Genomic DNA, 26,139 nt, shown 5'->3' with positions numbered 1-26,139 from the left:
ATTGCTTACTTCAATCGCAGGGCGATAAACTCGGCGAGTTTATCAACCGCAGAGTCGCTTTCGTGGGCTTTTTTTATCAAGCTGATGCCAACCTTGCCAAGCGCTGGCAAAATGTGGGTGGTTTTATGAAAAGTTAACTCACTCGGTACGGTCTGTTTTGCCAGTACTGTGATGCCGAGCCCTTCTTTAAGTGCGGCTGTGAGACCGGCTAAATCTGCATTGGTGTACACCACTCGCCATTTTAAACCTGCGCTTTCGAGGGCTTTAATCGCCCGGCGACGATAAATACACCCCTCTGGCGCAGCAATTAATTTCACCACAGGCTGTTGGGCTAAATTGAGCTCGCCCACCCATACCAGCTCATCTTGCATAAAAACAGGGTGTTCGTTTTGATCAAGTTGCTCAATGAGAGTGAGCACTAAATCAAATTGCTCGCGGTTGCTGACATGCATTAACTGCTTGCTGAGCTCAGATTTGACTTCGAGTGACACATCAGGGTAGAGCGAGACAAAGTCACCAATAATGGCTGGTAAAATCGTGGCGGCAAACTCGCTGGGGATCCCGAGGCGGATTTTCCCGGTAATGATTTCAGAGCTAAATTGTTGCAAAATGCCATCGTTTAATTGCAGCATTTGTTTTGCTAAAGGCAAGAGTAACTCACCTTGATGATTGAGCACTTGACGCTGCCCTTGTTTTTTAAACAGCTTAGTATCGAGCATTTCTTCAAGGCGTTTAATTTGCAAACTCACCGCAGGTTGCGATAAGCCCAAAAGCTCACCGGCCTTAGCAAATCCGCCGACTTCAATCACAGTTACTAAGGTTCGCAAGCTGTCTGTTGGGATGTTTTTCATATTAACATTATCAATTTAAACGTCTTTTAATATAAGTATTATTAATCAGTAGATTTAAAATTACAATTTGTTGTTCATCTACGCGCGCAATATAATTTTTACATTCAATTAAAGTAGGTAACGACCATGGCGTTTCAATCCAACATGTTTGCCAGCCATATCCTTGACTCGCGTGCTGTCCTCTCACAGCCAAACAGTACCGCGTATATCACCAATAAATGGGTGTTTGATATCGGTGGCAGTGCAGCGTTACCTTTTTTACGTCAGATTTTAGTCGCCAATGTGGCCAAACTCACCTCAGCAGGCATGGGCTTACAAAGCCGAGTAAATGGCTTTTGTGCCCATCAAAATATCGTGCTAGACGTGTATTATTTTTCTGAATCTGCGTTTCGGATTGTGGTCGATACCAACCAACCGCAAACGTTTGCCAATTGGCTCACACAGTTCGAAAGTTATTTCGATATCGATGTGATTGCCCGCGAAGATTTAGCCGTGCTATCCGTTCAAGGGGTCGACGCATTTGCGACCTTGGTTGAAGAGTTTTCGCTCACGCCAGGCTTACGGTTATCTGATCAGCAATTACGGTTTGGCGCACAAAGCGGCGCGGTGTTTTTAACCGCGGTTTCAAGCGATAATGTGAACCGCTATGAACTGATTGCCAGTGAAAGTGAATTAGCCAGCTGGCAATCTCGCTTTACAGGACTAGGATTTAATGCAAATGCGGCTTAGCCGCTTTTTTGCTTTTTATACGTTTTCAAATACGTATCGGTTGTTTAAGGGAGTTTCGCTGCTGTAGCGCTGTATTTTCAGGGTTTTAATCTGAATAAATACTGTAAGCAAAGTGAAATATTCGAGATAGAAAATCAGTGGTAGAGATTATTAACTTATGTATAATCGCCGCCCATGTTATTCCCCTCAATGATGAGGAAGCGGCCTGACTGTTAGGGCTTTTACTTAAGTGCAGGAATATTATGACAAACAAAACAGTTCTTCACGCTAAGCACATCGAAGCTGGCGCAAAAATGGTAGATTTCCACGGTTGGGAAATGCCAATCAATTACGGTTCACAAATCGAAGAGCACAACGCTGTGCGCACCGATGCGGGCATGTTCGACGTGTCTCACATGACCATCGTTGATGTGAAAGGTGCTGATGCAAAAGCATTTTTACGTAAATTAGTTGCGAACGATGTTGCTAAATTAACTGTACCAGGTAAAGCACTTTACACCGGCATGTTAAACCATGACGGCGGTGTAATTGATGACTTAATCATCTATTTCTTCTCTGAGACTGAGTACCGCTTAGTAGTTAACTCAGCAACACGCGAAAAAGACTTAGCGTGGATTGCTCAAATTGCGGCTGATTTTTCTGTTGAAGTGACAGAGCGTCCTGAGTTTGCAATGATTGCCGTACAAGGCCCGAATGCAAAAGCAAAAACAGCCACTATTTTAAATGCTGAGCAAAATGCCGCAGTTGAAGGCATGAAACCATTCTTTGGTGTGCAAGCTGGCAGCTTATTTATTGCAACAACAGGCTACACAGGTGAAGCGGGTTACGAAATCGTCGTTCATAACGATGACGCAGCAGATCTTTGGCAGCAATTATTAGACGCAGGTGTTGCACCAGCGGGCTTAGGCGCACGTGATACGTTGCGTTTAGAAGCGGGCATGAACCTATATGGTTTAGATATGGACGAAACTGTATCGCCACTTGCTGCTAACATGGGTTGGACCATTGCGTGGGAACCTGCGGATCGTGACTTTATTGGTCGTGATGCATTAACTAAACAAAAAGCCGAAGGTGTCGATAAATTCGTTGGTTTAGTCTATGAAGATAAAGGTGTATTACGCGCAGGCAGTAAAGTCATCGTAGAAGGTGGCGAAGGTGTGATCACTTCTGGTACATTCTCACCAACCTTAGGTTACAGTATTGCGCTTGCGCGCGTACCCAATACCGTTGGTGAAACAGCGCAAGTTGAAATGCGTAAAAAATTAGTCGACGTAAAAGTGGTGGCACCATCATTTGTACGTTTCGGTAAAAAAGTAATTTAATCAGTTTCGGGTCAAGGCCCAAAATAATTTAGTCGAAGGAACAGTAGAATGAGCAATATCCCTAGCGAATTAAAATACGCATCTTCTCATGAGTGGGTTCGCGATGAAGGCGACGGTACATTTACAGTCGGTATCACAGAGCACGCACAAGAACTTTTAGGTGATATGGTATTTGTTGAATTACCAGACGTAGACGACGAAGTTGATGCTGGTGAAGATTGTGCGGTAGCTGAGTCAGTAAAAGCGGCTTCAGACATTTACGCACCAATCGGTGGCACCATTGTAGCAATCAATGAGCTACTTGAAGATGCACCTGAGACAGTAAACTCAGATCCGTACACAGACGGTTGGTTATTCCGCATTAAAGCATCAGACGTGTCTGAGCTTGATAACCTACTAGACGCTGAAGGTTACGAAGCATCTATCGACGAAGAGTAATTATTTCTTCGACCATAAAAGCCCCAAATTAGGGGCTTTTATAGTTTCATTATTTGGCTTCTGGTTAGCGAATATTGAACTAAGTAATTGTAAATATTACACAAGATTTTAAATGTCGTGCTTAACCCCATTTTAATACGACATTGCTGTTAGCAGGTTGACCAATCTAACTTGCAACATTAATTTTTTTTGGATTAATAGGAATCTGGACTAATGTCACACGCCAAATCTCTTGATCAACTCGAGCAAAAGCAAGATTTTATCCGTCGCCATATCGGCCCGGACGCAGCACAAACTGCCACCATGCTAGCTGAATTAAATGTATCAAGTGTTGAAGAGTTAATCGCTCAAACTGTGCCTGCAAGTATTCGTTTAGAGCAGGGCTTAACAGTCGGTGAAAGCCGCACTGAAGTCGAAGCGCTCAGCTACTTAAAGTCGGTTGTATCTAAAAACAAACTTTATAAATCATACATCGGCCAAGGTTATCACCCGACATTAGTACCGAACGTTATTTTACGTAACGTACTTGAAAATCCAGGCTGGTACACAGCGTACACGCCGTACCAACCAGAAATCGCGCAAGGTCGTTTAGAGTCACTGTTAAACTTCCAAACCTTATCGATTGACTTGTCAGGGTTAGACCTTGCAAGTGCATCATTGCTGGATGAGTCAACCGCTGCTGCAGAAGCGATGGCTCTTGCTAAGCGTGTTGCCAAAGCGAAAAAAGCGAATATCTTTTTCATTGCTGATGATGTGCACACACAAACAATCGACGTAGTGGCAACTCGTGCTGACCAGTTTGGTTTTGAAGTAGTTGTGGCACCTGCGGCTGATGTAGCAAACCACGAGATTTTTGGTGCATTATTCCAGTACCCATCAACATCAGGCGAAATCGTCGATGTTCAAGGTTTAATTGAAACCGTGCACAGCAAAAAAGCGATTGCCTGTGTTGCTGCAGACATCATGAGCTTATTATTACTGAAGTCACCAGGTTCATTGGGTGCTGACGTAGTCCTTGGTTCTGCGCAGCGTTTTGGTGTACCAATGGGTTACGGTGGTCCTCACGCGGCATTTTTTGCCACCCGTGACGAATACAAGCGTTCATTACCTGGTCGTATCATCGGTATTTCAAAAGACCGTTTAGGTAACGACGCACTGCGTATGGCAATGCAAACACGCGAGCAACACATTCGCCGCGAAAAAGCCAACTCAAACATTTGTACAGCGCAAGTATTACTAGCCAACATGGCTGCGTTTTATGCGGTGTACCACGGCCCACAAGGCTTAAAAGTGATTGCCGAGCGCATTCACCGTTTTGCTGATATTTTAGCGGCTGGTTTACAAGCAAAAGGCGTGAGCTTAAAGCACAACACCTGGTTTGATACCATTACGCTGACACAAAACAAAGACGAAATCGTTGCACGTGGTTTAGCGGCTGAAATCAACTTTGCAACTAATCACGACGGTGAGCTGTCTATTTCAGTGAACGAAGAAACCACGCGTGCAGACATCGCACAGCTATTTGACGTGATTTTAGGCGAAGGCCATGGCTTAGACGTGGCAGCACTGGATGCAACAATTACCGCCAATGGCTCTGAGTCGATTCCGGCTGGATTGGTTCGTGATGATGCGATTTTAACGCACCCTAACTTCAACTCGTACCACAGCGAAACAGAAATGCTTCGTTATATCAAACGTCTTGAAAACAAAGATTTATCGCTTAACCATTCAATGATTTCATTAGGCTCTTGTACGATGAAATTGAATGCAACCGCTGAAATGATCCCGGTTACTTGGCCTGAAATCGCTAACCTTCACCCATTCTGCCCGCTAGACCAAGCAGAAGGTTACCAAATCATGATTAACGAATTACATGATTGGTTAGTGAATATTACCGGTTACGATGCCGTATCAATGCAGCCAAACTCAGGCGCACAAGGTGAATACGCAGGCTTAATCGCCATTCGTAAATACCACGAATCACGTGGCGATGCGCACCGTAATGTGTGTTTAATCCCAAGTTCTGCGCACGGTACAAACCCAGCATCTGCGCAAATGGCCAGCATGAAAGTTGTGGTGGTTGCTTGTGATAAAAACGGTAACATCGACATGGCTGATCTAAAAGCTAAAGCTGAGTCGGTAGCAGAAAACTTATCGTGTATCATGGTGACTTACCCATCAACTCACGGTATTTACGAGCAAAATATCAAAGAAGTCTGTGATATTGTGCACCAGCACGGCGGCCAAGTGTACATGGATGGCGCGAACATGAACGCGCAAGTGGGTGTAACAAGCCCAGGTTCAATCGGTTCTGACGTATCGCACTTAAACTTACACAAAACATTCTGTATTCCACACGGTGGTGGCGGCCCAGGTGTTGGCCCAATTGGTGTTAAATCACACCTAGCGCCATTTATGCCTAACCACAGCGTCATTAACGTTCCGGGCACAACCAAAGGCAATGGTGCAGTATCAGCTGCGCCTTATGGTTCAGCAGCAATCCTTCCTATTTCATGGGCATACATCACCATGATGGGCAGCGAAGGCTTAAAACAAGCCACCGAAATGGCGATTGTAAATGCAAACTACTTAACTGAAAAGTTAAGCAAGCATTACCCGATTTTATATCGTGGTCAAAACAACCGCATTGCACACGAATGTATTGTTGACTTACGCCCATTAAAAGAAGCCTCTGGCATCACTGAAATGGATGTTGCAAAGCGTTTACAAGATTACGGTTTCCACTCACCAACGATGTCGTTCCCGGTTGCAGGCACACTCATGATTGAGCCAACTGAATCTGAAAACAAAGTTGAAATCGACCGTTTCATCGAAGCCATGGTATCAATCAAAGGCGAAATCGATAAAATCATCAACGGCGAATGGACTATCGACAACAACCCATTAGTGTTTGCTCCGCATACACAAGGCGATGTACTTGGCAACGAGTGGGATCGTGCATACGACCGTTTCTACGCTGCCTTCCCAGTACCTGCGGTTGCGAAAAACAAATTCTGGCCAACTGTGACCCGTATCGATGACGTATACGGCGACCGTAACCTAATTTGTTCATGCCCACCGGTAGACAGCTACGCTGAGTAATTGAAATTTTAAAATTTTGATTTGATGAAAAGGCAAACCTCGGTTTGCCTTTTTTGTTGGGCGAAATGGGTGATTGTGATATTGAGAAGGCGAAGGAATAGCCTGTTTTGCACAGTCGCCGTAGTTCTTCTGCTGTGTAGCAGCGACTTTATGTCGCGACAAGGCATGTATGCTAATGGGGAATTCTTCGAATTGGATATGTGGAGTCAATGTTTGACTCCTTTGTTTTATAATTAGATGTCTGAAGTCAAGATTTGACCCCTGGGTCAAATTATGACCCCTGGGTCAAATTAAAAACCGCTTTGTAAATTGGTACTGTTGTCACGCTGGCGACGGCAGCCAAAGAGGGGCGAGCGCTGACCCCTCTCTGGACTCACCCAGCGCCACCGACATCACGCTTAATCCTTCAAAAAACTCATTGATGTGAACGTAAACGCCATGAAAGCACGTCCATGTACAAGCATGGCTTATCGCGCTCCATGCGCGACATTACTCATCAATGATTTATTTTCAGGACGTGATAACGGGGAAATTTATCAGCACCTGTGTTTGCTTTGAAATTGGCTGTTGGTGCAAGCCTATTTCAAAGGTGAGCGAAGCTTGCCTACTGTTGTGTAGGTCGGAGCTTCAGCCCGATGCTTTTTGTTGTATGGTTATTTTTCACCACAGAGGCCTTCGAGGCGCTGCGCGCGCAGAGCTTTTTAGGGCTAGATTGTTGGTGATTTGTCGGGTTTTAGCCCGTAAAATTGATTTAAAATTTATGTTCGTTTTCAAATCAACAACTGTGTTTAGTTTTAAAAACTGCTTTTCACAAAAAACTAGTTACTCATCAATTTCACGTCAAAATATTCACCAGATCGTTTTGGATAGTTCAAATCCGCCGTATCAATTTCATCAAGCTCTGTTTACTTCAACTCACTTCTACAATGAGCTCAATTTTTGATTTGTATTTTTATAAATAACAATTAAAATCAGTGAGATATTTATGGGTGTCCACTTTTTTTCTTATTTTCAGGCGAGATAGAAGGGGGAGGGGAGTTGTCTGTTGGTTTTGTTTTTAGGGTTACACAATGCAATATATGACCCTTTGAATTTCAGAGATAGGAAATCAGGAAGAGGTTAAAATCGAAAGAGTAAAATCAACGACTCTGTCCCATTGATGCAGGCAAGCACAATACCGCGCATTATTTGAAAGAGACATTCTTCCATATACGCTTGAGGAAATAAAAACAGCAACTGACAAAATGTGGGTACTTGGCAATGATAAATTCAAACAACAAGTTGAGGAAATGTCGGGTAGGAGAGCTTCGCCTTTGCCAAAAGGCGGAGATAGGAAGTCAGAATCGTTTTTAAAGTCAAAAGAGTAAAATCAATGACTCTGACCCCTTTGATCTAGGTGTTTTCACGCTCCTTGTAGCAGTGGCTTAATGCAGTTTATGTCATCCTGACGAAGGTCAGGATCCATTTTGTAGGGAGCAGGGAGGGTAACCCTCATTAATCTTCATTCTGAATTTGTTTCAGAATCTATGTTTTGCTCACCACAGGTCTTCAATTTAACCCTTTGTCGCGTTGGCGACGGCAACCAAAGGGCGGCTGCCGCCGACCGCCCTCTGGACTCCCACGGCGCCCCTCCATCACGCTTAATCTTCAAAACGCTATTGATGTGAACGTAAACGCCATGTATTCGCCATCCTTGGCGAAATCACGGCTTGGCTCGCATCCATGCGAGCACATTACTCATCAATTGCTTATTTTCAGGCGTGATAGAAGGGGGGGGGAGTTGTCTGTGGCTTTTGTTTTTAGGGTTACACAATGCAAGACCTGACCATGTTGAAGTGGTCCCATTAGTATGTTAAAACTGAGATAGTTATATAATGGATTAAAATTTCACAAAAAAAACAATAGGATACCAGAGTGATTTTTATTATAAGGAATAGAAAATGAGTTATAACGACTTTAAAGATAGTCAGTTTATGAATGCACTTGCAAACAGGAGTGATCTTGAAATTTTTGTAGAGAATAAAGTCTCAATTTTTGCTTTGGAGCTATTTTTTGGACTAGATGATGTCCTAAACACTTTATCAGCAGCTGTAACAGGTGGTAGTGATGATGCTAAAACCGACATACTTTATGTCAACAGAGATCAAGGCTCCATCGTTCTGGTACAAGCGTATGAAGCACAAACTTTCAAGAAAAGTGCTAAGGGTAACAAAGGAGCTGATTTATCTTATGCTGTAAACGTTTTGCTCGCTTCACCTGAAAATGATATTCCGTTAGGTATAAAGCCCCATGTTCTAGATGCTAGGGAAGCCCTCAAATCAGGTGAAATAAATATGCTACATATTTGGTATGTACATAATCTTCCCGAAAATGAGCAAATCAAACAACAGATGCAACCAATCTTAGCGCCAGCGCAAGAACTACTAACAAAGTATCAAAAGCATGAATTTGATATTAATATAAGTATTAAAGAAGTTGGATTAGAAACTCTAGATGTTTTCTATAAGTCCTCTAAACAAGCAATAATAATTGACGAAGAAATTTATTTAAATCAACCGAGTAAAGGTTTTCGTGTTTCAGACTCTGATTGGGACACATTCGTAACTACAGTTTCAGGTGATTGGCTAGCAAGTTTATATAGAAAATTCGATAGGACTGAGCTTTTTAGTGCCAATGTTAGAGGCTTCATGGGGGCAAACAATAAAGATAATGATAAAGTTATAAATGCAGGTATTCAAGCTTCAGCAAGAACATCCCCGATTGACTTTTTTGTATTTAATAACGGAATTACAGCGTTAGTTCATGAATTCACGCTTGATGAAAATGATCAAACAAAAATCAAATCGATTAAGGGTATATCAATCGTCAATGGTGCTCAAACCACTGGTTCATTAGGTTCTCTAGATAATGATATTAATTTAGATAATATACAAGTCGGTGTTAGGTTCATAAAGTGTGAAAATAAGGACAAAATTGAATCAATAACACGTTATAACAACAGCCAAAATCGAGTATTGCAGTCAGATTTCAGAGCTAATGATGCAATTCAAAAACGCCTGCGAGAAGAGTTCACTAAATTCAATTCTGCTGAATATGATGGTGGTCTAAGGGGGGTTACATCAACTGACAGAAAGCTTAAAATTGATGCGCATTCAGCAGCTCAAGCGTTAATGGCTTGGCATGGTAACCCGTCTGATAGTTATCATAAAAAAATGGCTATTTGGGATAATGATGAACTATACAGTCTTGCTTTTCATCCAACGATAACAGCTGGCCATATCTTATTTATTTACACATTGTTAGAAGCAACCAATTTGTTAAAAGACGATTTAAGATTAAAAGATAAGAAGAATGAAACACAGCAAAATGAAAAAGAGTTTTTAGCATTTTTGAATGAAAGAGGTAGTGCTTTTATGATTATCCATGCAATGAGTAAAATTATCGAGGTATTGTTGGAAACTAATGTAAAATGCACATACGGAATTGCTTTTAATCAAAAGTTACAACGCGATACTTGTATTAATTTATGGAAAGATTTGCTTACTAAATTATCCCATAACTTAAAGACTCTCAAACCAGGATTAAAAAATAGACTTTCAAACTCTAACGAGATTGCAAGTGTAACAAATGAATTTTCTAGCGCATTTGGTACTATTTTCTTAACCCTTAAAGATCAAATAAGAAATAATCCATACAAAAATTTTGTTGATAAAATTAACAATAAAATTTAGTGAGGAATCAATGGTGAGAAATCAATGGGGTCAGAGTCGTTGATTTTGGGTTTTGACTCCACTTATGTTTGAGCAGCTATACTGATATAACGATAAACCAAACCAATGGGGTCAGAGTCGTTGATTTTGAATTCTGATTCCATTTGAAATCAATGGAACCAAAGGGGTCAGAGGAATCATCGGGGTCAGTAAAGCCTTAGTCATCGGGGTCAGGTCTTGCATTGTGCAATATCAGTGAGATAGTAAACTGGACACCTTCTTTAAAGCCTTAGCGTATACGCTAGGGCTTTTTTGTATCAAAACCAAAGGGGTCAAATCTTGACTTCAGACACCAAAGGTCTAGGTTTATAATTTACTACTCATTGAGTGAGTTGCTATGTCTAGGCCGTTGCGAATAGAGTATGAGAATGCATTTTATCATGTCATGAATCGTGGAAGAGGGCGTGAAAATACCTTTTTGAGCGATGACGACTTTAAGTATTTTTTATATTGCATTGAGCAAGCAAGCCTTCGCTTTAATATTGAAGTGCATTCATATTGTTTAATGACCAATCATTACCATCTGCTAATCAAAACCCCTGATGCCAATTTAGGCCGAGCCATGAAGCATATTAATGGCCTTTATACGCAGTATTTTAATCGAACACATAATACAGACGGCGCACTGTTTAGAGGGCGCTACAAGGCGGTGTTGGTCGATGCAGACAACTACTTATTACACGTTAGTCGGTACATACACCGCAACCCAATAGAAACGCGTACACCGCTAGTGGATGACCTCGCGCAGTATAAATGGTCTAGTTATCAGGCGTTTATCAAAAAAATTACAATGCCTAAGTGGCTAGTTCGAGATTTTATATTTTCACTGCAAGGTAAAAAACAAAAATATGCTGCTTATAAGCGGTTTGTTGATTATGAAAATAATGAAGAAATAGATGATTTTTATAGCGCTAAACAATTACGCTCGGTTTTGGGCGGTGATGAATTTATTGAAAATCTAAAATCGCTCATAGCAACGCCTGATACAGAAAGAAAGCTTGTGACCAAAAAACGTTCGGTAAGTGATGTCATTGCTTATTTGGCCTCGCACTTTAATGTTGAAATCCATGAGATTGTGGCTGTTAAAAAGGGCCGAATAGAGAAAAACTTACCGCGCTGGTTTGCTATAAAGTTATGCCAAAATTTAACTGGATTAAATTTGCAGGCACTAGCCGATGTTTTTAATGTGCAACATTATTCAGCGATATCTAAAGCGGTGGGCAGATTGAATGGGTTAATGAGAGAAAATAAAAAGGTCAAATTGCAATTTGAAATGCTAGAGTGTGCCTTGATGTCTGAAGTCAAGATTTGATCCCTTTCCACTTGCTTGACCCCTTTCCATTCTTTCCCTTCATTATTCCCTCTAGTATTGCACAAGACATATCAGCATGGAGATGAAAGTTATCATCCCAAGGAATCAAATCATGGGCTTTATTTTGTCCTTTTTGATTCGCATAGGCCCTGTCTATTGTATTAAAATACATCAGCTTAGGGTTACGGTAAGAAGAGAATTTATTCTGTATTTTTTCAGTACAGAAACTTATATTAATAAAATCTAAAATAATCTGTTTACTAATTTCTGCATCTAAATTTGGTATGCGGTCTTGTTCAATATCAATAACGAGTTGTAATGTTGACGCTGAACTTAAACTAAAAGTGATGAGTTGCGGTGAATCAAATTTTTCATATACATAGCGCTCATAATCATCACGAATACCGTTATCATTTTGGTCAACACCATCCAACGTTTTATAGTCATCAGGGTGTTCAGGTGGTAAATCTGGGCTTAGGTAGAATAAATCGTTGATGCGTTGCCAACTGCTATGGGCTTTAGGTTGGTTATTTTCATTCCAATAGCGGGCAAAGTAGTAGTCAGTCCCATGTTTTATCAAACTACCACCTTGATAAATTTTGTTTGCTTGCCATTTTTCTATCACTGTATTTTGTAACCAAATCCAACCATCCCAATACGGTTGGTTTTCTATTGGCTCAATACCTTTCACCCAAAAAGCGGCAATAAATAAACTGTTGTTATGGGTGACTATATCACCGGCTAGGTAGATTGAACTTGCGTTCCATGGTTGATGATTCGGTTCAATGTTTGTTAAATCTATGATTGTGCCATGTGGGTTAAGTTGAAAGATGTTTGCAGTGAAAGCTTGCGAACAAAAAAATATACATGCGAAGAGTATGAGCTTGATCATTTCAAATTCCATTTGATAGATGCGGTGTACGTTTAAATTAAGTTTTCTTTTTAGGTAAATTCAAGTTTTTTAGAAGAGAATATAACCTTCATTATGCTGTACCATTGACGATAAAATTGCTGTTGCCAGCTTGCTTGTGATGCTCGGCAACCATTGACTTTTGAGTGTAGTTAGCAGTGCTTAGATGATTGGATTTGTTGACGGCAGCCAAGGAGAGGTTATCGCCGATGATTCCTTGGAACCCTCGGTGTCCCTGAGCTTCAAGAATAGATTTGATATGGGTATAGCTGCTATGAATCGGCACGTTAATACATCCTTGTACGCTTTTAGGTTCTGCTAGCCAAAGCCTTAAGTGTCGCTGTTTTGTCGGCCGAGGTTTAGCTTGACAGCTTTTCAATAGAGTTACTTGTTGTTAAATCAATAACCACCTTTAAAAATCAGAAGGGTAAAACCCTGAGTTATTCAAAAATTTTCCAATTTTACAATCGCTTATGATAATCCGTACTTGATTTTACCCTTTTGGTTCTAAACACTGTTTTAAACAGCAGTAATAGCAAAATTCATCAATCTAAAATTTCTTTTCACGTTTTGAAATGAAAATCAGCAGAGCAAGGTCTTTTTAGCCAGCAGATGTTCAATGATTTCAAACAGTGCCGCAAGCCATTGATTTTCACATCCATGAACTGGGCTGATGAATCCGCCCAAACAGGGCTGAAATCGATATTGAGTCACATGGCTTCTGTTCATTTTTGAAAAGTAGCGAACTGACCACCTAGGGTCAATAATTCTACCGACACTTTATAATTGAGGATAAATAACATGAAAGCATTAACAGGCACCGCTATGGCGCTTATGGTTGCGGGTTTAGTTGGATGTAACGCAACAAATGAATCAAACAACGTGGCTAATTCAGCAAAAGGCGCAACGTCAGATTTAGTACATTGTTACGATGTTAACGTTTGTGGTGGTCATAATGACTGTAAAACAGCGTCTAACGCGTGTGCTGGTCATGCATCGTGTAAAGGGACTGGTTTTGTCGCTATGCCGAGTAAAGCGTGTGCTGATGTTGGCGGTAAAATTGAAGATAACTGGGTTGGTGAAATAGCGAAAGCAGATTTAGTACATTGTAATGATGTTAATATTTGTGGTGGTCATAACGATTGTAAAACTGCGTCTAATGCGTGTGCAGGTCATGCATCATGTAAAGGCACTGGATTTGTCTCTATGCCAGCTAAATCATGTAAGGATATTGGCGGTAAAGTCGATATTTAATCGCTTAGCCAGAAAATGGGCTGGGTAACGACCGTTACTTAGCCTTTTATTTTTAACCTATGAGGATGATTATGTCTGCGCCATTTGTAGGGTTTGGGTTAGGTTTACGAAGTACATATTTTGACGCTGTCATATCAGAGCAGCCTGATGTGGATTGGTTTGAGATTATTTCTGAGAATTATTTTGTCGCAGGTGGCAAACCTTGGTATTACCTCGATCAAATAAAAGAGCGTTATCCCATCGCCATGCATGGTGTATCTTTGTCAATCGGGCGTACCGATGAACTCAATGTTAATTATTTAACTCAATTGAAAAAAACCATTGATCGAGTACAACCGATGTGGATTTCAGACCACTTATGTTTTTCGTCACTTGGGGATTTTAATAGCCATGATTTGTTACCCTTACCTTATACTCACGAAGCCTTATCTCATTTAGCGACCCGACTTAATCAAGTTCAAGATTTCCTCGAACGCCCATTAGTTTTAGAAAATGTATCGAGTTATTTAAGCTATACGCAATCACACATGACCGAATGGGACTTTTTAGCTGAACTGCATCATGCAACAGGCTGCCAGTTTTTACTCGATATCAACAATGTTTATGTCAGTGCCCGTAATCATGGATTCGACCCGATGGAATACTTGCTCGCTATTCCTGAGCAAGCAGTGGCGCAAATTCATTTAGCTGGCCACAGTGATTTTGGCACGCACATTATCGACACCCATGATCAGCCCGTTTGCGATGCGGTTTGGGATTTGTTTACACGCTATGCAAACATGCGCGCACCCGTGAACACTATGATTGAACGAGATGATAATTTCGCCCCCTTTAGTGAATGGTTATCCGAACTTGATAAAGTGAGACAAATAGCCCCATTAAGCTGGAAAAAAAATGACTGAGTTAGCGCACCTGCAACAGCAATTTGTCGCGTTTTTAAAAACTGGCGACCCAAGTTTGCTTAACAGCATTACCGATCAATCAGGCTTGAATCGCCAACAGCGCGCGTCTATTTATTTATCTGCCTATCAAATACGTTTAACTCAAGTATTAGAGCAAGATCATGAAATGCTCGGCTTATACTTAGGCGATAACTTATTTGATGAGATGGTCACAGGGTATCTGCAACATCATCCATCTTCTTCGCCATCATTGCGTCAATTTGGCGATGCGCTTCCGAAATTTTTAGCGGCGACGCCCCCATTTAACGCTCACCCAATTTTATCTGAAATCGCTCAATTTGAGCGCTTACTCCTCAGTGCGTTTGATGCACCCGATGCACCTCATCTCACACTTGAGTTGTTACAGCAGCTTCCTGCACAAGCATGGCCTCAATTGCTCTTAACATGTCATCCGAGCATGCAATTATTTGAAACTCAAACCAATGCCGTGCCCAGTTGGCACGCACTCAAACAAGGGCAATCGCCTTCAGTAACAGAGCCAGAGAAAAAACGCTATTGGTTATTAGCGCGCACACCCGATATTCGCACCGAATTCACACCTCTTACCCAAATAGAATACCAATGCATGCAATCCTTTTATAACGGCTTACCTTTTAGCTTAGTATGTGAAGCAATCACACCATTTTGTGAGACCCAAGAGCAGGGCGCACAAATGGTGATAAACGTTTTACAAAAGGGCATGTCTGCAGGCTGGTTTTCGCAATTTTCAGTGGCCGAATAAGGGCATAACACGTAGGCAATAAATAAAGAAAAATCACTTATGCGAATTTGGATGGCAGGTTCATGTTGACACCAAGCTAGGTGATTTTTTGATGCGTAGTTATTTGCAAACCAAGTTTAAAAATAACCATACTGGATTTTGAGAGTCACAGGATCAAGAGCAGACAACTGCTCGTTTGATTAGTGTTTTTAAATGGGTGAACTATCTTTTCTCTTCTTAAGCATGTCAAATAAAGCTGCTTATTTTCTTTGTTCTTATACCTAAAATTATAAAGGGCTAAAAATTAGCCCTTTGAGTTTATTTTAGCGAAGCTATAAATTCTTTGTCAGAATACAGGTTGCTGAGTAGTTTTTGGACTAACTCTACATAGCTTCTTTGCCCATTAGGTATAGCAATTGAGCCCATGAACGAAGAGTCGAAATTATGCTCTGCAGTTATTACTTTGTCATACAAAGTTGCGCCTTCTTCTGAAACAATAAAATTAACTTTCAAAAAAGCTGAGCCATCAGAGAATCCTGAAATGTCAATATCTTGGGCTATAACTTTTCCAGATACTTGTTTTTTTGCCACACCAGACCAAAGTTTCGCTAACTCTAACTCTTGCTGCAATGCATTTTCAATATATTGACCATAACTAGTACCAACTGAAGAGATTAAAGGAGAACCTCGTAATGATAATTTATTTAATTTCTTCTCAGATTCTATTTTGCCTAAAGAAAGTGGTTCATTTGTCGCTTTCTTGAGCTTAGAAACATTACCAATATCGGCATTATAAGGTGGAACTTTTAATGTACAGGCACTTAATAAAACAGCGGCTATAATTGCAATTATATTATTATAATTCATCGTTAAATACTTATAGTTTTGACTTGTCTAACTCGGTAACAAGCATATTAAAGGCTTCTTCTGTTGCTCGTTTAGCTGATAGTGAAAAATCATTTTTAAACTCTTCAAATTCGGCTTTACCTTCACCTGTCACTTCAATAACTTTAATGCTTACACCTTCTTCATTAAGAGTGTCACAATTTAATGTAAATGTGAATGAAGTTGGTGGCCAAGTGAATAAACTATCAGAACTAGAGTTTGTTGTTATTTTTGGTACAAAGACGTATTTTATATTATTGTCTTTCAAGAATTTTTTATCTGTTAAGGACTCAAGCTTAAATACATTATTAAACTTGTTTGAAAGAGTGGTGTATAAAGCTGATTCAGTGTCTTTGTATGGTTTATAGCTTACATTATCCCCTCCACCTCCTGGTGTTTTTACTTGTTTTTTAAGGTCTTCATCAGATATGTAATAACCAACGATCGCTGTTGATGTCTCATTTGCTGAATTAAGATTTTTATTATCAGGATTTAAACTGATTTGATGGGCACATCCGCTCAATAAAAGTGCAGAAAAAAGCGTAAAAGTAGATAAAAACTTCAAAATTAACTCCGTGTACATAAATTTTAATAAAAAAGTAGGCGCAAGAATGTATGCATAAAGAGTTAGATTGTAAATGGTTTTGTTGCTTATTTGTAAACAACTGTAAACAGTTCAAGTTGCTTGATAGCTAAACCTGAAGTGTTTCAATATCAGTAGATTAAGTGATGATATACCTATTTTATGTTGGAGTGGGTTACAAAAGAGAGTTACAAACAAGGTAAATTTTTCGTGCCCATCCGGTGATTATAATGCTTGCATATATAACGCAGTATTCTCAGTGAAAATAATGTTTTTAAGTGAAAAAAACTTGGCGTTGATCATATTTATTTAAGGCATATAAATATGGTTTTAATGTTGGGTTATGACGAAAGTGGAGCCGCAGTAAGAGTGAATTATAATTAGAATTTATTTGGGTTGTGTATATTGTTTTATATTAGGAAAAAATTTTTTATAAAAAACTTAACAAATATACCGCAAAGTGATAAAAAGCAATTAGGAATATAGAGTCATAAAATGGATTGAAGTCATATGGATTTTCTTAACTTAGCGTTTACGTTTCCCACCATTATTTTTTCTGCATTGTTGCTTGTTGTACTGTTGTTTTGGATGACAACAATTATTGGTTTTGCAGATATTGATATGTTTGAATCAGATATAGATGCAGATACCACTCAAAGTACTGATACTAATTTGTGGTCTAATATGGGTTTTGGCGACATTCCGCTTACCGTTTCGATTAGTCTTGTTGTGATGTTTAGCTGGTTGATCAGTATTTATGCACATCAATTATTTATAAATATACTCGGTAATGGGCCTCAGCTTTATATCATAGGATTATTAATGATTCTTACGTGTTTATTGGTCTCAGTCCCTGTTGCTGCCATTATTTCACGCCCACTTCAGCGTTTTTTTAAAAGTGCTGAAACTTCCCAAAGTTCCGATCTAATCGGTCTCGAGTGTACTGTTATTACAGGGAAAGTAACAAATACATTTGGCCAAGCTCGTACGCAATTTCAAGGTACCGAACAGCTAATCGAAGTAAGGGTTGAGAATAATGACACCTTTACATCCGGTGATACGGCTGTGTTACTTGACTACCTAAAAGAGAAGCATTGTTACATCATAGCCGCAAAACCTTGGTAAATTTATTGATATGAATGGTCAAACACCGTTGTGATTTACCACTCATATCAATAGTGAGTTTTGTTAGCTGCTTTGTGACGAATAATAAATTAATAATCACGTTAGGACATAACATGGAATTTTTAGATAATCTCATACCTATTTTTACTTTTGTAGGTATAGCGATAACAGTCATTTTTGCTATTTTACTGATCATAGGCAAGTTTTACCGCAAGGTAGAGCAAGGACAAGCGCTGATCATTAATAAAATGAAGAGCGAACCTGATGTTACTACGACGGGCGGAATTGTTTACCCTGTTATCCATAAAATGGAAGTAATGGATATATCAACCAAACGCATGGTACTTGAGCGAAAGGATAAAGGCGGGTTGATTTGTAAAGATAATATTCGTGCGGACATAGCCATTACTTTTTATATTCGCGTGAATGAAAATAAAGATGATATTTTACGAGTTGCGAAGCAAGTAGGCTGCGCGCGGGCTTCTGAACATGACACGCTACAAGAACTATTCGAAGCAAAATTTTCAGAAGCATTGAAAACAGTTGGTAAAAGGATGGATTTTGTTGAGTTGTTTACTCATCGAAATGAATTTCGCGATAACATAAAAGAGGTCATCGGCCAGGATTTATCTGGCTATACCTTGGAAGATGTTGCGATTGATTATCTTGAGCAAACTTCCATAGATAAACTGGATCCCCAAAATATTCTTGATGCAGAAGGCATACGTCGTATTACTGAAATGACGGCGGTACAAAACGTGTCAACGAATCAGTTAAAATGCGATGAGCGGGCTAAAATTGAGATTCAAAATCAAGAAGCTACCGAAAAAACGTTAGAAATAGAACGCCAAAAACAAGATGCGATGTCACGTCAAGTTCGTGAAATTGAAACTGTGAAAGCTCGTGAATTTGCTGAAGCAGAAAAGGTACGTCAAGAAGAACGTTTGAAATCAGAACTTGCACGTATTCAAGCAGAAGAAGCTATTGGGATCAGTGAACAAAATAAACAACGTGAACTCGATATAGCAGAACAAAATCGTTTACGAGTATTAGGTATTGAAGAAGAGAAAGTAGCGCGTTCTCGTGAAATAGAAGTGATTGAACGTGAAAGAGAAACTGAAATTTTACGAATTAATAAAGAAAAGGCATTGGAAGTTGAGCGAAAAGAAATTGCGGATGTTGTCAGAGATCGTGTAATTGTTGAAAAATCTGTCGCAGAAGAAGAAGAGCGAATTAAAGATGTCAAAGTATTAGCGGGTGCAGAGCGTGAAAAAGGTGCAATGATTATTCGTGCTAAAGCCCAAGCTGAAGAATTATTAGTGAAAGATATTGAAGCGGCAAAAGCACAAGAGCAGGCCGCAGAATTCAAAGCTCGCGAACTGGAAACAATGGCGAATGCCGAGTTGAGAATTGCTAATCAACAAGCTGAGTCTAAGAAAATTCTAGCACAGGCACTGCAAGTCGAAACGGCAGCTCAAGGCTTGGCTGAAGCGGATGTGATCAAAGCAAAAGCGGAAGCGAATGCGATACAAGGTGAAATTGATGCGCAGGTCATGCGTCAGAAACTAGAAGCTGAAGCGCAGGGGAATAGGGAAGTGGGCTTAGCGCAAGTTCAGGTTCAAACTGCGATGGTTGATGCGAATGAGAAACAAGGTGAAGTCGAAGCGATTAATCTTGAGCGCAAAATGCGCGCCGAAGCCAAAGGGCTTGAAGAGAAGTTGAAAGCCTTAAATGCGATGGATCAAGATGCGCGTGATTATGAAAGCTTTACCTTACAGCTTAATCAGCAAAAAGAATTGGTGCTGGCAAAAATTTCAGCCAGTAAAGATATTGCTGAACATCAAGCACATATAATGGCCAAAGCTTTAGGTGAAGCTGATATTAATATTATGGGTGGAGATGGTCAGTTCTTTAATCAATTCATGAGTGCAATAAGTCTAGGGAAGTCCATTGATGGTCTTGTTGATGAAAGTAAAATTGTACAAACCGTATTTAAAGACCATTTAAATGGTGAGCGTAATTTAATTGAAGATCTAAAAGGTGTTTTAGCGGGTGCAAACGGTTCAGCCGAAACACTTAAAAACTTTAATATGAGTAAGTTACTCAAGCAGTTAAGTAATACGACAGCTGCAGAAAAAAGCCAATTATTGAACATGTTGGGCGGTAACGTAGGACATGGTTTAACAGATAAAATCAAATTAGATAACAAAGACTAATCTCACGCCATCTTTTTAGCCGCAATAAAACACAATTGCGGCTAACTTCAATCACATATCAGGATAGCTATTTATGACGGACGCAACGCAACAAGCGTTAGAACAGGGTTCATACGAGTTAATAAAACGCAGATTAAGTAATTTTGGCGCCAATTTGAAAACGCAAATTGATGAAGTTAATCAACAGCGAATTAAGGAGTTCGGCAGTACTGAACTGCAAGTTAAAGGGCGGGTCCGGATCCGCACTGAGCAAAACTGCACACCGAGAGACATGGTCATTGTGGGTGATAAAGTCATTGTTGCTTACAATGTCTTTTTAGGTTTGAAAAAAGAAACCTCAATTAGCGATGTTTTTAGTGTACAAAAGTTAGTCAAACAAGATGAACATTATGAAATCGAACCTTATTTAGAATCACTCCGATTTTTGACTGATTCTCGGTTTATTCGAGACTTTGAAGAACTTTATACATATTACAAACAAACGAGTTTACAGCACTTATACCAACAAAACGGTAAATTATTTGCGTTATTCCAAATTGGTGACAAGTTATCGGATGTGCGGGTTTTTCGCTGGGAAATTCACCCAGACAATACCCTCAACTATATAGATAACCGTGGCGAGCGAGATGTTTTGCACGCTCATGACTACGATTTTGAATGGCTTAAAACTGACCGTAGTAATCATATTGAAGGACGCCATGCCCATATAAATATTGCCGATAAAGTCTTCGTCGAAACGATTGGTGGTTCACTGACGATTAAAATCGAAAATAGTACTGATACCGGGAAAGGTCTTTATCAGGAGCCGGTTGATGATAAAAATCAATCTCTTGCCGATAGCGATATTGAATATGCATTAGTTGGCGACTTGGTGCTTTTAAAAATACTTCCTTATCGAGAAAAGATTTGGCGATATTTTATTTATAATACTCGAACCCAACAAGTCATGCGCCAAGATGCGATTGGCAGTGCGTGTATAACGTTACCTGAAAATCACGGAATTATTTTTCCTGGTGGGTATTATCTACAGTCAGGACAAGCGCGCTCTTTTGAAGAACAAATAGAAGATCTTGAATTTCAAAGGCAAATAAAATCGCCCAACGGCGAAGATGTGTTATACGTTTTTTATGAGCCAAATGAAGGTCGTTATGCATTATTTGCCTACAATATTATTGACAAAAATCTACAAAACCCTATTTATTGTCATGGCTACAGCATATACAACGATGGTTTAACTCTCACATTTAAAGCAGATAAAGATGAGCCTGAGCGTGTTCATCCTGTACAAATTTGGCAAAGTCCATTTGTGTCAGCTGAATTTGCTGCGAATTCTCCGCCACTAACCAGTTTTTTTGGAAAAATAGGCAATCCCGATTTAGTACGAGGTATTTCTGACTTGTACAGTGTCTGTAAGGCAATCAACGAACAAAGCCCAAGTCTTTTTCATTACGAAGATATGATCGTGTTAAGTCGTAATATATTCGATCGCTATCACTGGTTGAATGAGGGGGAGTTTAACGAATTAGCACACAACCTGCGTAGTATTAATGAAACTGCTGAGCAAGTGCTGGATGAATTTGAGAAAGTGACTGAAATTCAAAACAAAGCCAAGCAAGCCTTAGTGGATATTAATACACAATACACAAACGTTACGCGTGATATACGTCCTGATAGTTTTAAAGCTGCGTCGCAGTTTGTGCAAGGAATTGATGGGTTAAAGATTCTTAAAGGGCAAGTGATCAGTCTTGAAGATATTAAGTACATCGACACGGAGGCACTTAAGGGGCTACAAAATCAAATAGATGAAAGGCTAGATGATCTTAGCCAAGCCACCGCTGCATTTTTACAACAAGATAGCGCATTAGCGCCGTACCACGAAAAATTAAAAGGGCTGGAAGAGCTTAGCAGTAAAAGTGAAAGTGTCAGTGAGCTTAAAACTTATATCGCTCAACTTGATACGCAAAGTGTGGAGCTTGATTTGCTCAACCACACCATGCTTGATTTAGATATTGATGACAGCCGCGTAAGAACGCAAATATTAGAAGATATTAGTGCTGTTTATGCATTGGTTAACCGTGCTAAAGCGAGCATTGAAATTCGTCAAAAAAGTCTCGGCAGTGTTGAAGCAAAGGCTGAATTTTCCGCACGCTTTAAACTGTTTTCGCAAAGTATTACTAATGCGTTAAATAACGCCAAAACACCAGAAGCTTGTGACGACCAATTATCACGATTACTTATTCAGCTCGAAGAGCTTGAATCACAATTTAGTGACTTTGACGAATACCTCAGTGAGATTATTGCAAAACGCGATGACGTATATGAAAGCTTTGAAGCGCATAAACAAAGTTTGATCGATGCGCGTCAGCGCCGATCTTTGAATTTAGCGAATGCGGCTGATCGTATTTTAGAAGGTGTAAACCGTCGTGCGCAAAGCTTTACTGAGCTGGAAAAGCTAAATACCTATTTTGCTGCTGATCCTATGATCAGCAAATTACGTGCGTTAACTTCTGAGCTTAAAGAGTTAGGCGATGAAATACGTGCCGATGATATTCAATCAAAACTCAAAGCGAGTAAAGATCAAGGCATTCGCTCTTTACGCGATAAACAAGATATTTTCACTGATGGTGGCAATACCGTCAGTATTGGTAAACATGCTTTTAGCGTCAATAAGCAACTACTAGACTTAACTTTATTACCTCGCGATGAGCAGCTGATGCTACATCTAACAGGCACGGATTACTTTGAAGCAATTACCGATGAGCAAAGCCTTAAAACATTAGAGCAAAGCCGTCATTTGTGGCAGCAAACATTGGTCTCAGAAAGTGATGAGGTTTATCGTGCAGAATATTTATCTGCTCAAATATTACTTTCTTGTGAAAATAGTGAGCATCCGCTTACTTATTTGCAACTTCAGCAAGCACAACAAGCGGGCACTTTGTTACAGTTGGTGCAAAAATTCGCTGAACCACGTTACCAAGAAGGTTACGAAAAAGGTATTCACGACCACGACGCGTGTGCCATTATCGATACCTTACTCACGCAAAAAAATAGCCTTGATTTACTTATTTATCCATCTAGCTGTCGGATTGTTGCCCAGTTGTTTAGCGCGCAGTTATCAGTTGTACAACTGAATACAATTTACCATCAAGCAAGCAATGCCATTTTGATGGAGAAACACTTTGGTGCAACTAGTTTTATTAGCTCTTTGAATGAGCAGTTAAGTCAGCAAATTTCAACGTATTTACCACAAATAAGTAAACTGTGTGCTCGCTTCACTGATTTATCAAGTGATTTAGCCGCAGCATACTTAGTGCAGCAGTTAGCGCAGCAAAAAACAGCAGAACAACAACTGTTTATTATCTCTCAGCAGGCCAAAAACTTAGCCGAGCAATTTAGTAGCGACGCTAAAGCAAAAGGCTATGTAAATGAGCTTAATCATGCGTGCGAAAATGTCACGCAAACGGATGAGCGTGCATTACTATTTTTAAGTTGGGTCAATGCCTATTGCATGCAAAGTGAGGCTGTAAATGCAGTTGTACAGGCTGAAGCTGCAAATTATGTGCATTTATGTGCAACAACAAAACTGCAGTATCGTGTACTTGATGTTACCCCAGTAACACAGGTAGAGCGCCTTATGGGTCAACACAAGCGAGTACAAGAGCAAAGACTGCATGTCGATTACGCTGATTTTTATGCACGAACGCGTAAATATATCACCGACCAAGTACCAGCGTTTGAGCAATATCACACATTACGCAGTGATATTTTAGCTGAACAAAAAGAGCGTCTTCAGCTTGATGAATTTAAAGCAAGACCATTGAGCTCGTTCGTTCGTAATCAGTTAATTAACAAAGTGTACTTTCCAATTATCGGTGATAACTTGGCGAAACAAATTGGCTCAGCAGGCAAGAACAAACGTACTGATTTAATGGGGATGTTGTTATTAATTTCACCACCTGGTTATGGTAAAACTACCTTAGTTGAGTATGTCGCAAATCGTTTAGGGCTTACTTTTGTTAAAGTCAATTGTCCTTCAATTGGTCATGATCAAGTCTCTCTTGATCCTGCTCAAGCGATTAATGCCACGGCTGAAAAAGAAATTACTAAAATCAATCAAAGCTTTGAAATGGGTAATAACGTAATGCTCTATTTGGATGATATTCAGCATACCAATCCAGAGTTTTTGCAAAAATTCATTTCATTGTGTGATGGCTCACGCCGAATTGATGGTGTATGGAACGGAAAAAGCAAAACCTATGATTTACGAGGCAAAAAATTTGCTGTGGTGATGGCTGGTAACCCGTACACGGAGTCCGGCGAGAGTTTTAAAATTCCTGATATGCTTGCCAATCGTGCTGATATTTATAATCTAGGGGATACTCTGGCTGGTTGTGAACAAGAGTTTGCAATGAGCTTTATTGAGAATGCGTTGACCTCAAATGCAGTTTTAGCCCCGTTAGCTAATCGTAATATGGATGATTTATATAAACTTGTGCGTATCAGTCAAGGCGAAGAGATCTCTTTAAATGAACTTGAGTACGGTTATTCTCAAGCTGAAGTGAACGAAATTAAAGCTGTACTTACGCGCCTAATGACTATTCGTAATACTGTACTTAAAGTCAATGCTCAATATATTGCTTCGGCCGCCCAAGATAATAATTACCGTACCGAGCCGCCATTTAAATTGCAGGGTAGTTACCGCAATATGAATAAAATGGCAGAAAAGGTTGTCGCAGCTATGAATGAAGAAGAGCTTGAAAATCTTATACGTGATCATTACCGAAGCGAAGCACAAACACTGAGTAAAGGTTCTGAGGAGAATTTACTTAAACTGGGTGAATTACGCGGTACATTAACGCAAGAAGAGCATGCGCGATACTGTCAAATTAAAGACGATTTTATACGCTTAAATAAACTCGATAGCGCTGGTAGCCCTGTGATGATGGCTGTTGAACAAATGGGCTACCTTCATGAATCATTAGAAAGTATCGCTAATAAGCTCAGTAAAAGTAATCTCAGTCACGATTACAGTACATTATTCCAACATGTTGGGGAGCAGATTCAGAGCTTGGATAGTAAGAGTGCTTTGGCGGTAATTGCAAAAACTTTAGATAATGGTTTTAAACAAACCGACTATCAAAGTTCATTTGAGCAACTAGGCAGTGCTATGAATGAGTTAATTACTGCTGTATCAAGCAATAATAATCACCAGCAATTGAATGAGTTAGCTCAAGTAATAACAGCGACCAATAGTAATGAGTCAATTACCTCACTCGAAAAGCAATTATGTGAACAGTTAGCGTTATTGAATAATCAAGATGTGATGAGTGCATTGAGTCGCGCCATTATGAGTAATGATAATCGAGCGCAAATAGAAAACCTTGGAGATAAGTTAACGCAAGCAATTATGAGTAATAATAACCAACAACATTTTGAGTTGTTGATTAACACTTTGAAGATGCAAACAGAGCATTTAAATACAAAAGATGAACTGAAGCAAATCGCTAATGCGCTTGAGCATAACTCTGTTGAAGTGCTGATAAATGATTTAAAACAAGCATTATTATTGAGTAATCAAAGTCAGGTAAATGAATTGAGTGAGCAATTATTAGCAATAGCGCCACTTGATCATACTCAGCAGTTAGCTGGGATTTTAGATACACTAAAAGATAATAAGGCGACTCAGATCCCTGTAGAGCTAATAAATAAATTGTTTGATGAACTTAGAAGTAATAAAACAGTAGTCGAACTAATAAGTCAGCAAAATAAGCAAAGCGCTGAACAGCAAATAAAGCAGAGTGAAGATCAATTAAAAGCATTAGAAGCGCTATTAACAGCGATAAAAAATCAACCCCCACAAGTTGTTAATAAGATAGTGGAGGCCGCGCCAACACATGATTCAATAACAAGACAAACTCTTTTATAGAATAATATAAATTATCAAGTGCATCTTATGGCGTTTTGCGTGTACTTGATCCCT

17 protein-coding genes are annotated in these 26,139 nt (G+C 39.8%); 12 read left to right on the top strand and 5 right to left on the bottom strand.

Features of this window, described 5'->3' with window-relative positions; all coding sequences use genetic code 11:
• Positions 1–5: 5 nt before the first annotated feature.
• Positions 6–851, bottom strand: coding sequence for a LysR family transcriptional regulator (locus PULV_RS04895; protein ID WP_086742681.1), 846 nt, complete (start codon positions 849–851; stop codon positions 6–8).
• A 126-nt stretch (positions 852–977) separates the two neighbouring features.
• Here PULV_RS04895 and PULV_RS04890 point away from each other — a divergent pair, with 126 nt between their 5' ends.
• From PULV_RS04890 to PULV_RS04865, 6 genes are all read left to right on the top strand, one after another.
• The gene (locus tag PULV_RS04890) at positions 978–1,580 is read left to right on the top strand and encodes an aminomethyltransferase family protein (protein WP_086742682.1); all 603 of its coding nucleotides are present in this window, start codon (positions 978–980) and stop codon (positions 1,578–1,580) included.
• Between the two features lie 242 nt (positions 1,581–1,822).
• Positions 1,823–2,902, top strand: coding sequence for a glycine cleavage system aminomethyltransferase GcvT (gene gcvT, locus PULV_RS04885; protein WP_086742683.1), 1,080 nt, complete (start codon positions 1,823–1,825; stop codon positions 2,900–2,902).
• A 48-nt stretch (positions 2,903–2,950) separates the two neighbouring features.
• Entirely contained in the window at positions 2,951–3,340 is a 390-nt protein-coding gene (gene gcvH / locus PULV_RS04880; RefSeq protein WP_086742684.1) for a glycine cleavage system protein GcvH, read from the top strand.
• 213 nt (positions 3,341–3,553) lie between these two features.
• Entirely contained in the window at positions 3,554–6,442 is a 2,889-nt protein-coding gene (gene gcvP / locus PULV_RS04875; RefSeq protein ID WP_193331076.1) for an aminomethyl-transferring glycine dehydrogenase, read from the top strand.
• Positions 6,443–8,382: 1,940 nt separating this feature from the next.
• Entirely contained in the window at positions 8,383–10,173 is a 1,791-nt protein-coding gene (locus PULV_RS04870) for an AIPR family protein (RefSeq protein WP_193331075.1), read from the top strand.
• 376 nt (positions 10,174–10,549) lie between these two features.
• Positions 10,550–11,524 (top strand): transposase, encoded by a 975-nt coding sequence (locus PULV_RS04865; protein ID WP_193331074.1) that lies wholly within the window; start codon positions 10,550–10,552, stop codon positions 11,522–11,524.
• Here PULV_RS04865 and PULV_RS04860 read toward each other — a convergent pair.
• Both PULV_RS04860 and PULV_RS04855 read right to left on the bottom strand, forming a co-directional pair.
• A complete protein-coding gene (locus PULV_RS04860) occupies positions 11,514–12,416 on the bottom strand; it encodes a chitodextrinase (RefSeq protein ID WP_193331073.1) in 903 nt (300 codons plus the stop codon). The genes PULV_RS04865 and PULV_RS04860 overlap by 11 nt on opposite strands.
• A 91-nt stretch (positions 12,417–12,507) precedes the next feature.
• Complete coding sequence (locus tag PULV_RS04855; RefSeq protein WP_193331072.1) at positions 12,508–12,720, bottom strand: hypothetical protein; 213 nt, start codon at positions 12,718–12,720, stop codon at positions 12,508–12,510.
• 515 nt (positions 12,721–13,235) lie between these two features.
• Here PULV_RS04855 and bufA2 point away from each other — a divergent pair.
• The 3 genes from bufA2 (at position 13,236) to PULV_RS04840 (ending at position 15,371) form a co-directional block, all read left to right on the top strand.
• Entirely contained in the window at positions 13,236–13,688 is a 453-nt protein-coding gene (gene bufA2 / locus PULV_RS04850) for a BufA2 family periplasmic bufferin-type metallophore (protein ID WP_086742694.1), read from the top strand.
• 71 nt (positions 13,689–13,759) lie between these two features.
• On the top strand, positions 13,760–14,590 hold the full coding sequence (gene bufB, locus PULV_RS04845; RefSeq protein ID WP_193331071.1) for an MNIO family bufferin maturase: 831 nt from the start codon (positions 13,760–13,762) through the stop codon (positions 14,588–14,590).
• Positions 14,583–15,371: an HvfC/BufC N-terminal domain-containing protein gene (locus PULV_RS04840; protein WP_086742696.1), complete on the top strand. Its 789-nt coding sequence runs from the start codon at positions 14,583–14,585 to the stop codon at positions 15,369–15,371. Before bufB ends, PULV_RS04840 begins: the two co-directional genes overlap by 8 nt.
• A gap of 297 nt (positions 15,372–15,668) precedes the next feature.
• Here PULV_RS04840 and PULV_RS04835 read toward each other — a convergent pair whose 3' ends face one another.
• Complete coding sequence (locus PULV_RS04835; RefSeq protein WP_193331070.1) at positions 15,669–16,217, bottom strand: hypothetical protein; 549 nt, start codon at positions 16,215–16,217, stop codon at positions 15,669–15,671.
• A gap of 10 nt (positions 16,218–16,227) precedes the next feature.
• Positions 16,228–16,800, bottom strand: a complete 573-nt coding sequence (locus tag PULV_RS04830) for a hypothetical protein (RefSeq protein WP_193331069.1) — start codon at positions 16,798–16,800, stop codon at positions 16,228–16,230.
• A 528-nt stretch (positions 16,801–17,328) separates the two neighbouring features.
• On the opposite strand from PULV_RS04830, the gene PULV_RS04825 reads away from it, so the two are divergent.
• The 3 genes from PULV_RS04825 to PULV_RS04815 all read left to right on the top strand — a co-directional run bounded on the left by PULV_RS04825 (position 17,329) and on the right by PULV_RS04815 (position 26,085).
• On the top strand, positions 17,329–17,943 hold the full coding sequence (locus PULV_RS04825; RefSeq protein WP_193331068.1) for an OB-fold-containig protein: 615 nt from the start codon (positions 17,329–17,331) through the stop codon (positions 17,941–17,943).
• 113 nt (positions 17,944–18,056) lie between these two features.
• Positions 18,057–20,159 carry a flotillin family protein gene (locus PULV_RS04820; RefSeq protein ID WP_193331067.1) on the top strand — a complete coding sequence of 701 codons (2,103 nt, stop codon included), beginning with the start codon at positions 18,057–18,059 and terminating at the stop codon, positions 20,157–20,159.
• Between the two features lie 73 nt (positions 20,160–20,232).
• A complete protein-coding gene (locus PULV_RS04815) occupies positions 20,233–26,085 on the top strand; it encodes a DNA repair ATPase (protein WP_227009355.1) in 5,853 nt (1,950 codons plus the stop codon).
• Positions 26,086–26,139: the final 54 nt, after the last annotated feature.

Origin of the sequence: Pseudoalteromonas ulvae UL12, from assembly GCF_014925405.1 — a bacterium.
Taxonomy (GTDB): domain Bacteria; phylum Pseudomonadota; class Gammaproteobacteria; order Enterobacterales; family Alteromonadaceae; genus Pseudoalteromonas; species Pseudoalteromonas ulvae.
Note: the sequence above shows the minus strand (reverse complement) of the source record. Positions and strands in the feature narration are given on the sequence as shown.

Excerpts from the sequence above, each read along its gene's own strand:
- PULV_RS04890 (WP_086742682.1), top strand. The coding sequence starts at position 978 with ATGGCGTTTCAATCCAACATGTTTGCCAGCCATATCCTTGACTCGCGT.
- bufB (WP_193331071.1), top strand. The coding sequence starts at position 13,760 with ATGTCTGCGCCATTTGTAGGGTTTGGGTTAGGTTTACGAAGTACATAT.
- PULV_RS04815 (WP_227009355.1), top strand. The coding sequence starts at position 20,233 with ATGACGGACGCAACGCAACAAGCGTTAGAACAGGGTTCATACGAGTTA.
- PULV_RS04820 (WP_193331067.1), top strand. The coding sequence starts at position 18,057 with ATGGAATTTTTAGATAATCTCATACCTATTTTTACTTTTGTAGGTATA.
- PULV_RS04865 (WP_193331074.1), top strand. The coding sequence starts at position 10,550 with ATGTCTAGGCCGTTGCGAATAGAGTATGAGAATGCATTTTATCATGTC.
- PULV_RS04860 (WP_193331073.1), bottom strand. The coding sequence starts at position 12,416 with ATGATCAAGCTCATACTCTTCGCATGTATATTTTTTTGTTCGCAAGCT.
- gcvT (WP_086742683.1), top strand. The coding sequence starts at position 1,823 with ATGACAAACAAAACAGTTCTTCACGCTAAGCACATCGAAGCTGGCGCA.
- gcvH (WP_086742684.1), top strand. The coding sequence starts at position 2,951 with ATGAGCAATATCCCTAGCGAATTAAAATACGCATCTTCTCATGAGTGG.
- gcvP (WP_193331076.1), top strand. The coding sequence starts at position 3,554 with ATGTCACACGCCAAATCTCTTGATCAACTCGAGCAAAAGCAAGATTTT.
- PULV_RS04870 (WP_193331075.1), top strand. The coding sequence starts at position 8,383 with ATGAGTTATAACGACTTTAAAGATAGTCAGTTTATGAATGCACTTGCA.
- PULV_RS04840 (WP_086742696.1), top strand. The coding sequence starts at position 14,583 with ATGACTGAGTTAGCGCACCTGCAACAGCAATTTGTCGCGTTTTTAAAA.
- PULV_RS04825 (WP_193331068.1), top strand. The coding sequence starts at position 17,329 with ATGGATTTTCTTAACTTAGCGTTTACGTTTCCCACCATTATTTTTTCT.
- PULV_RS04835 (WP_193331070.1), bottom strand. The coding sequence starts at position 16,217 with ATGAATTATAATAATATAATTGCAATTATAGCCGCTGTTTTATTAAGT.
- PULV_RS04895 (WP_086742681.1), bottom strand. The coding sequence starts at position 851 with ATGAAAAACATCCCAACAGACAGCTTGCGAACCTTAGTAACTGTGATT.
- bufA2 (WP_086742694.1), top strand. The coding sequence starts at position 13,236 with ATGAAAGCATTAACAGGCACCGCTATGGCGCTTATGGTTGCGGGTTTA.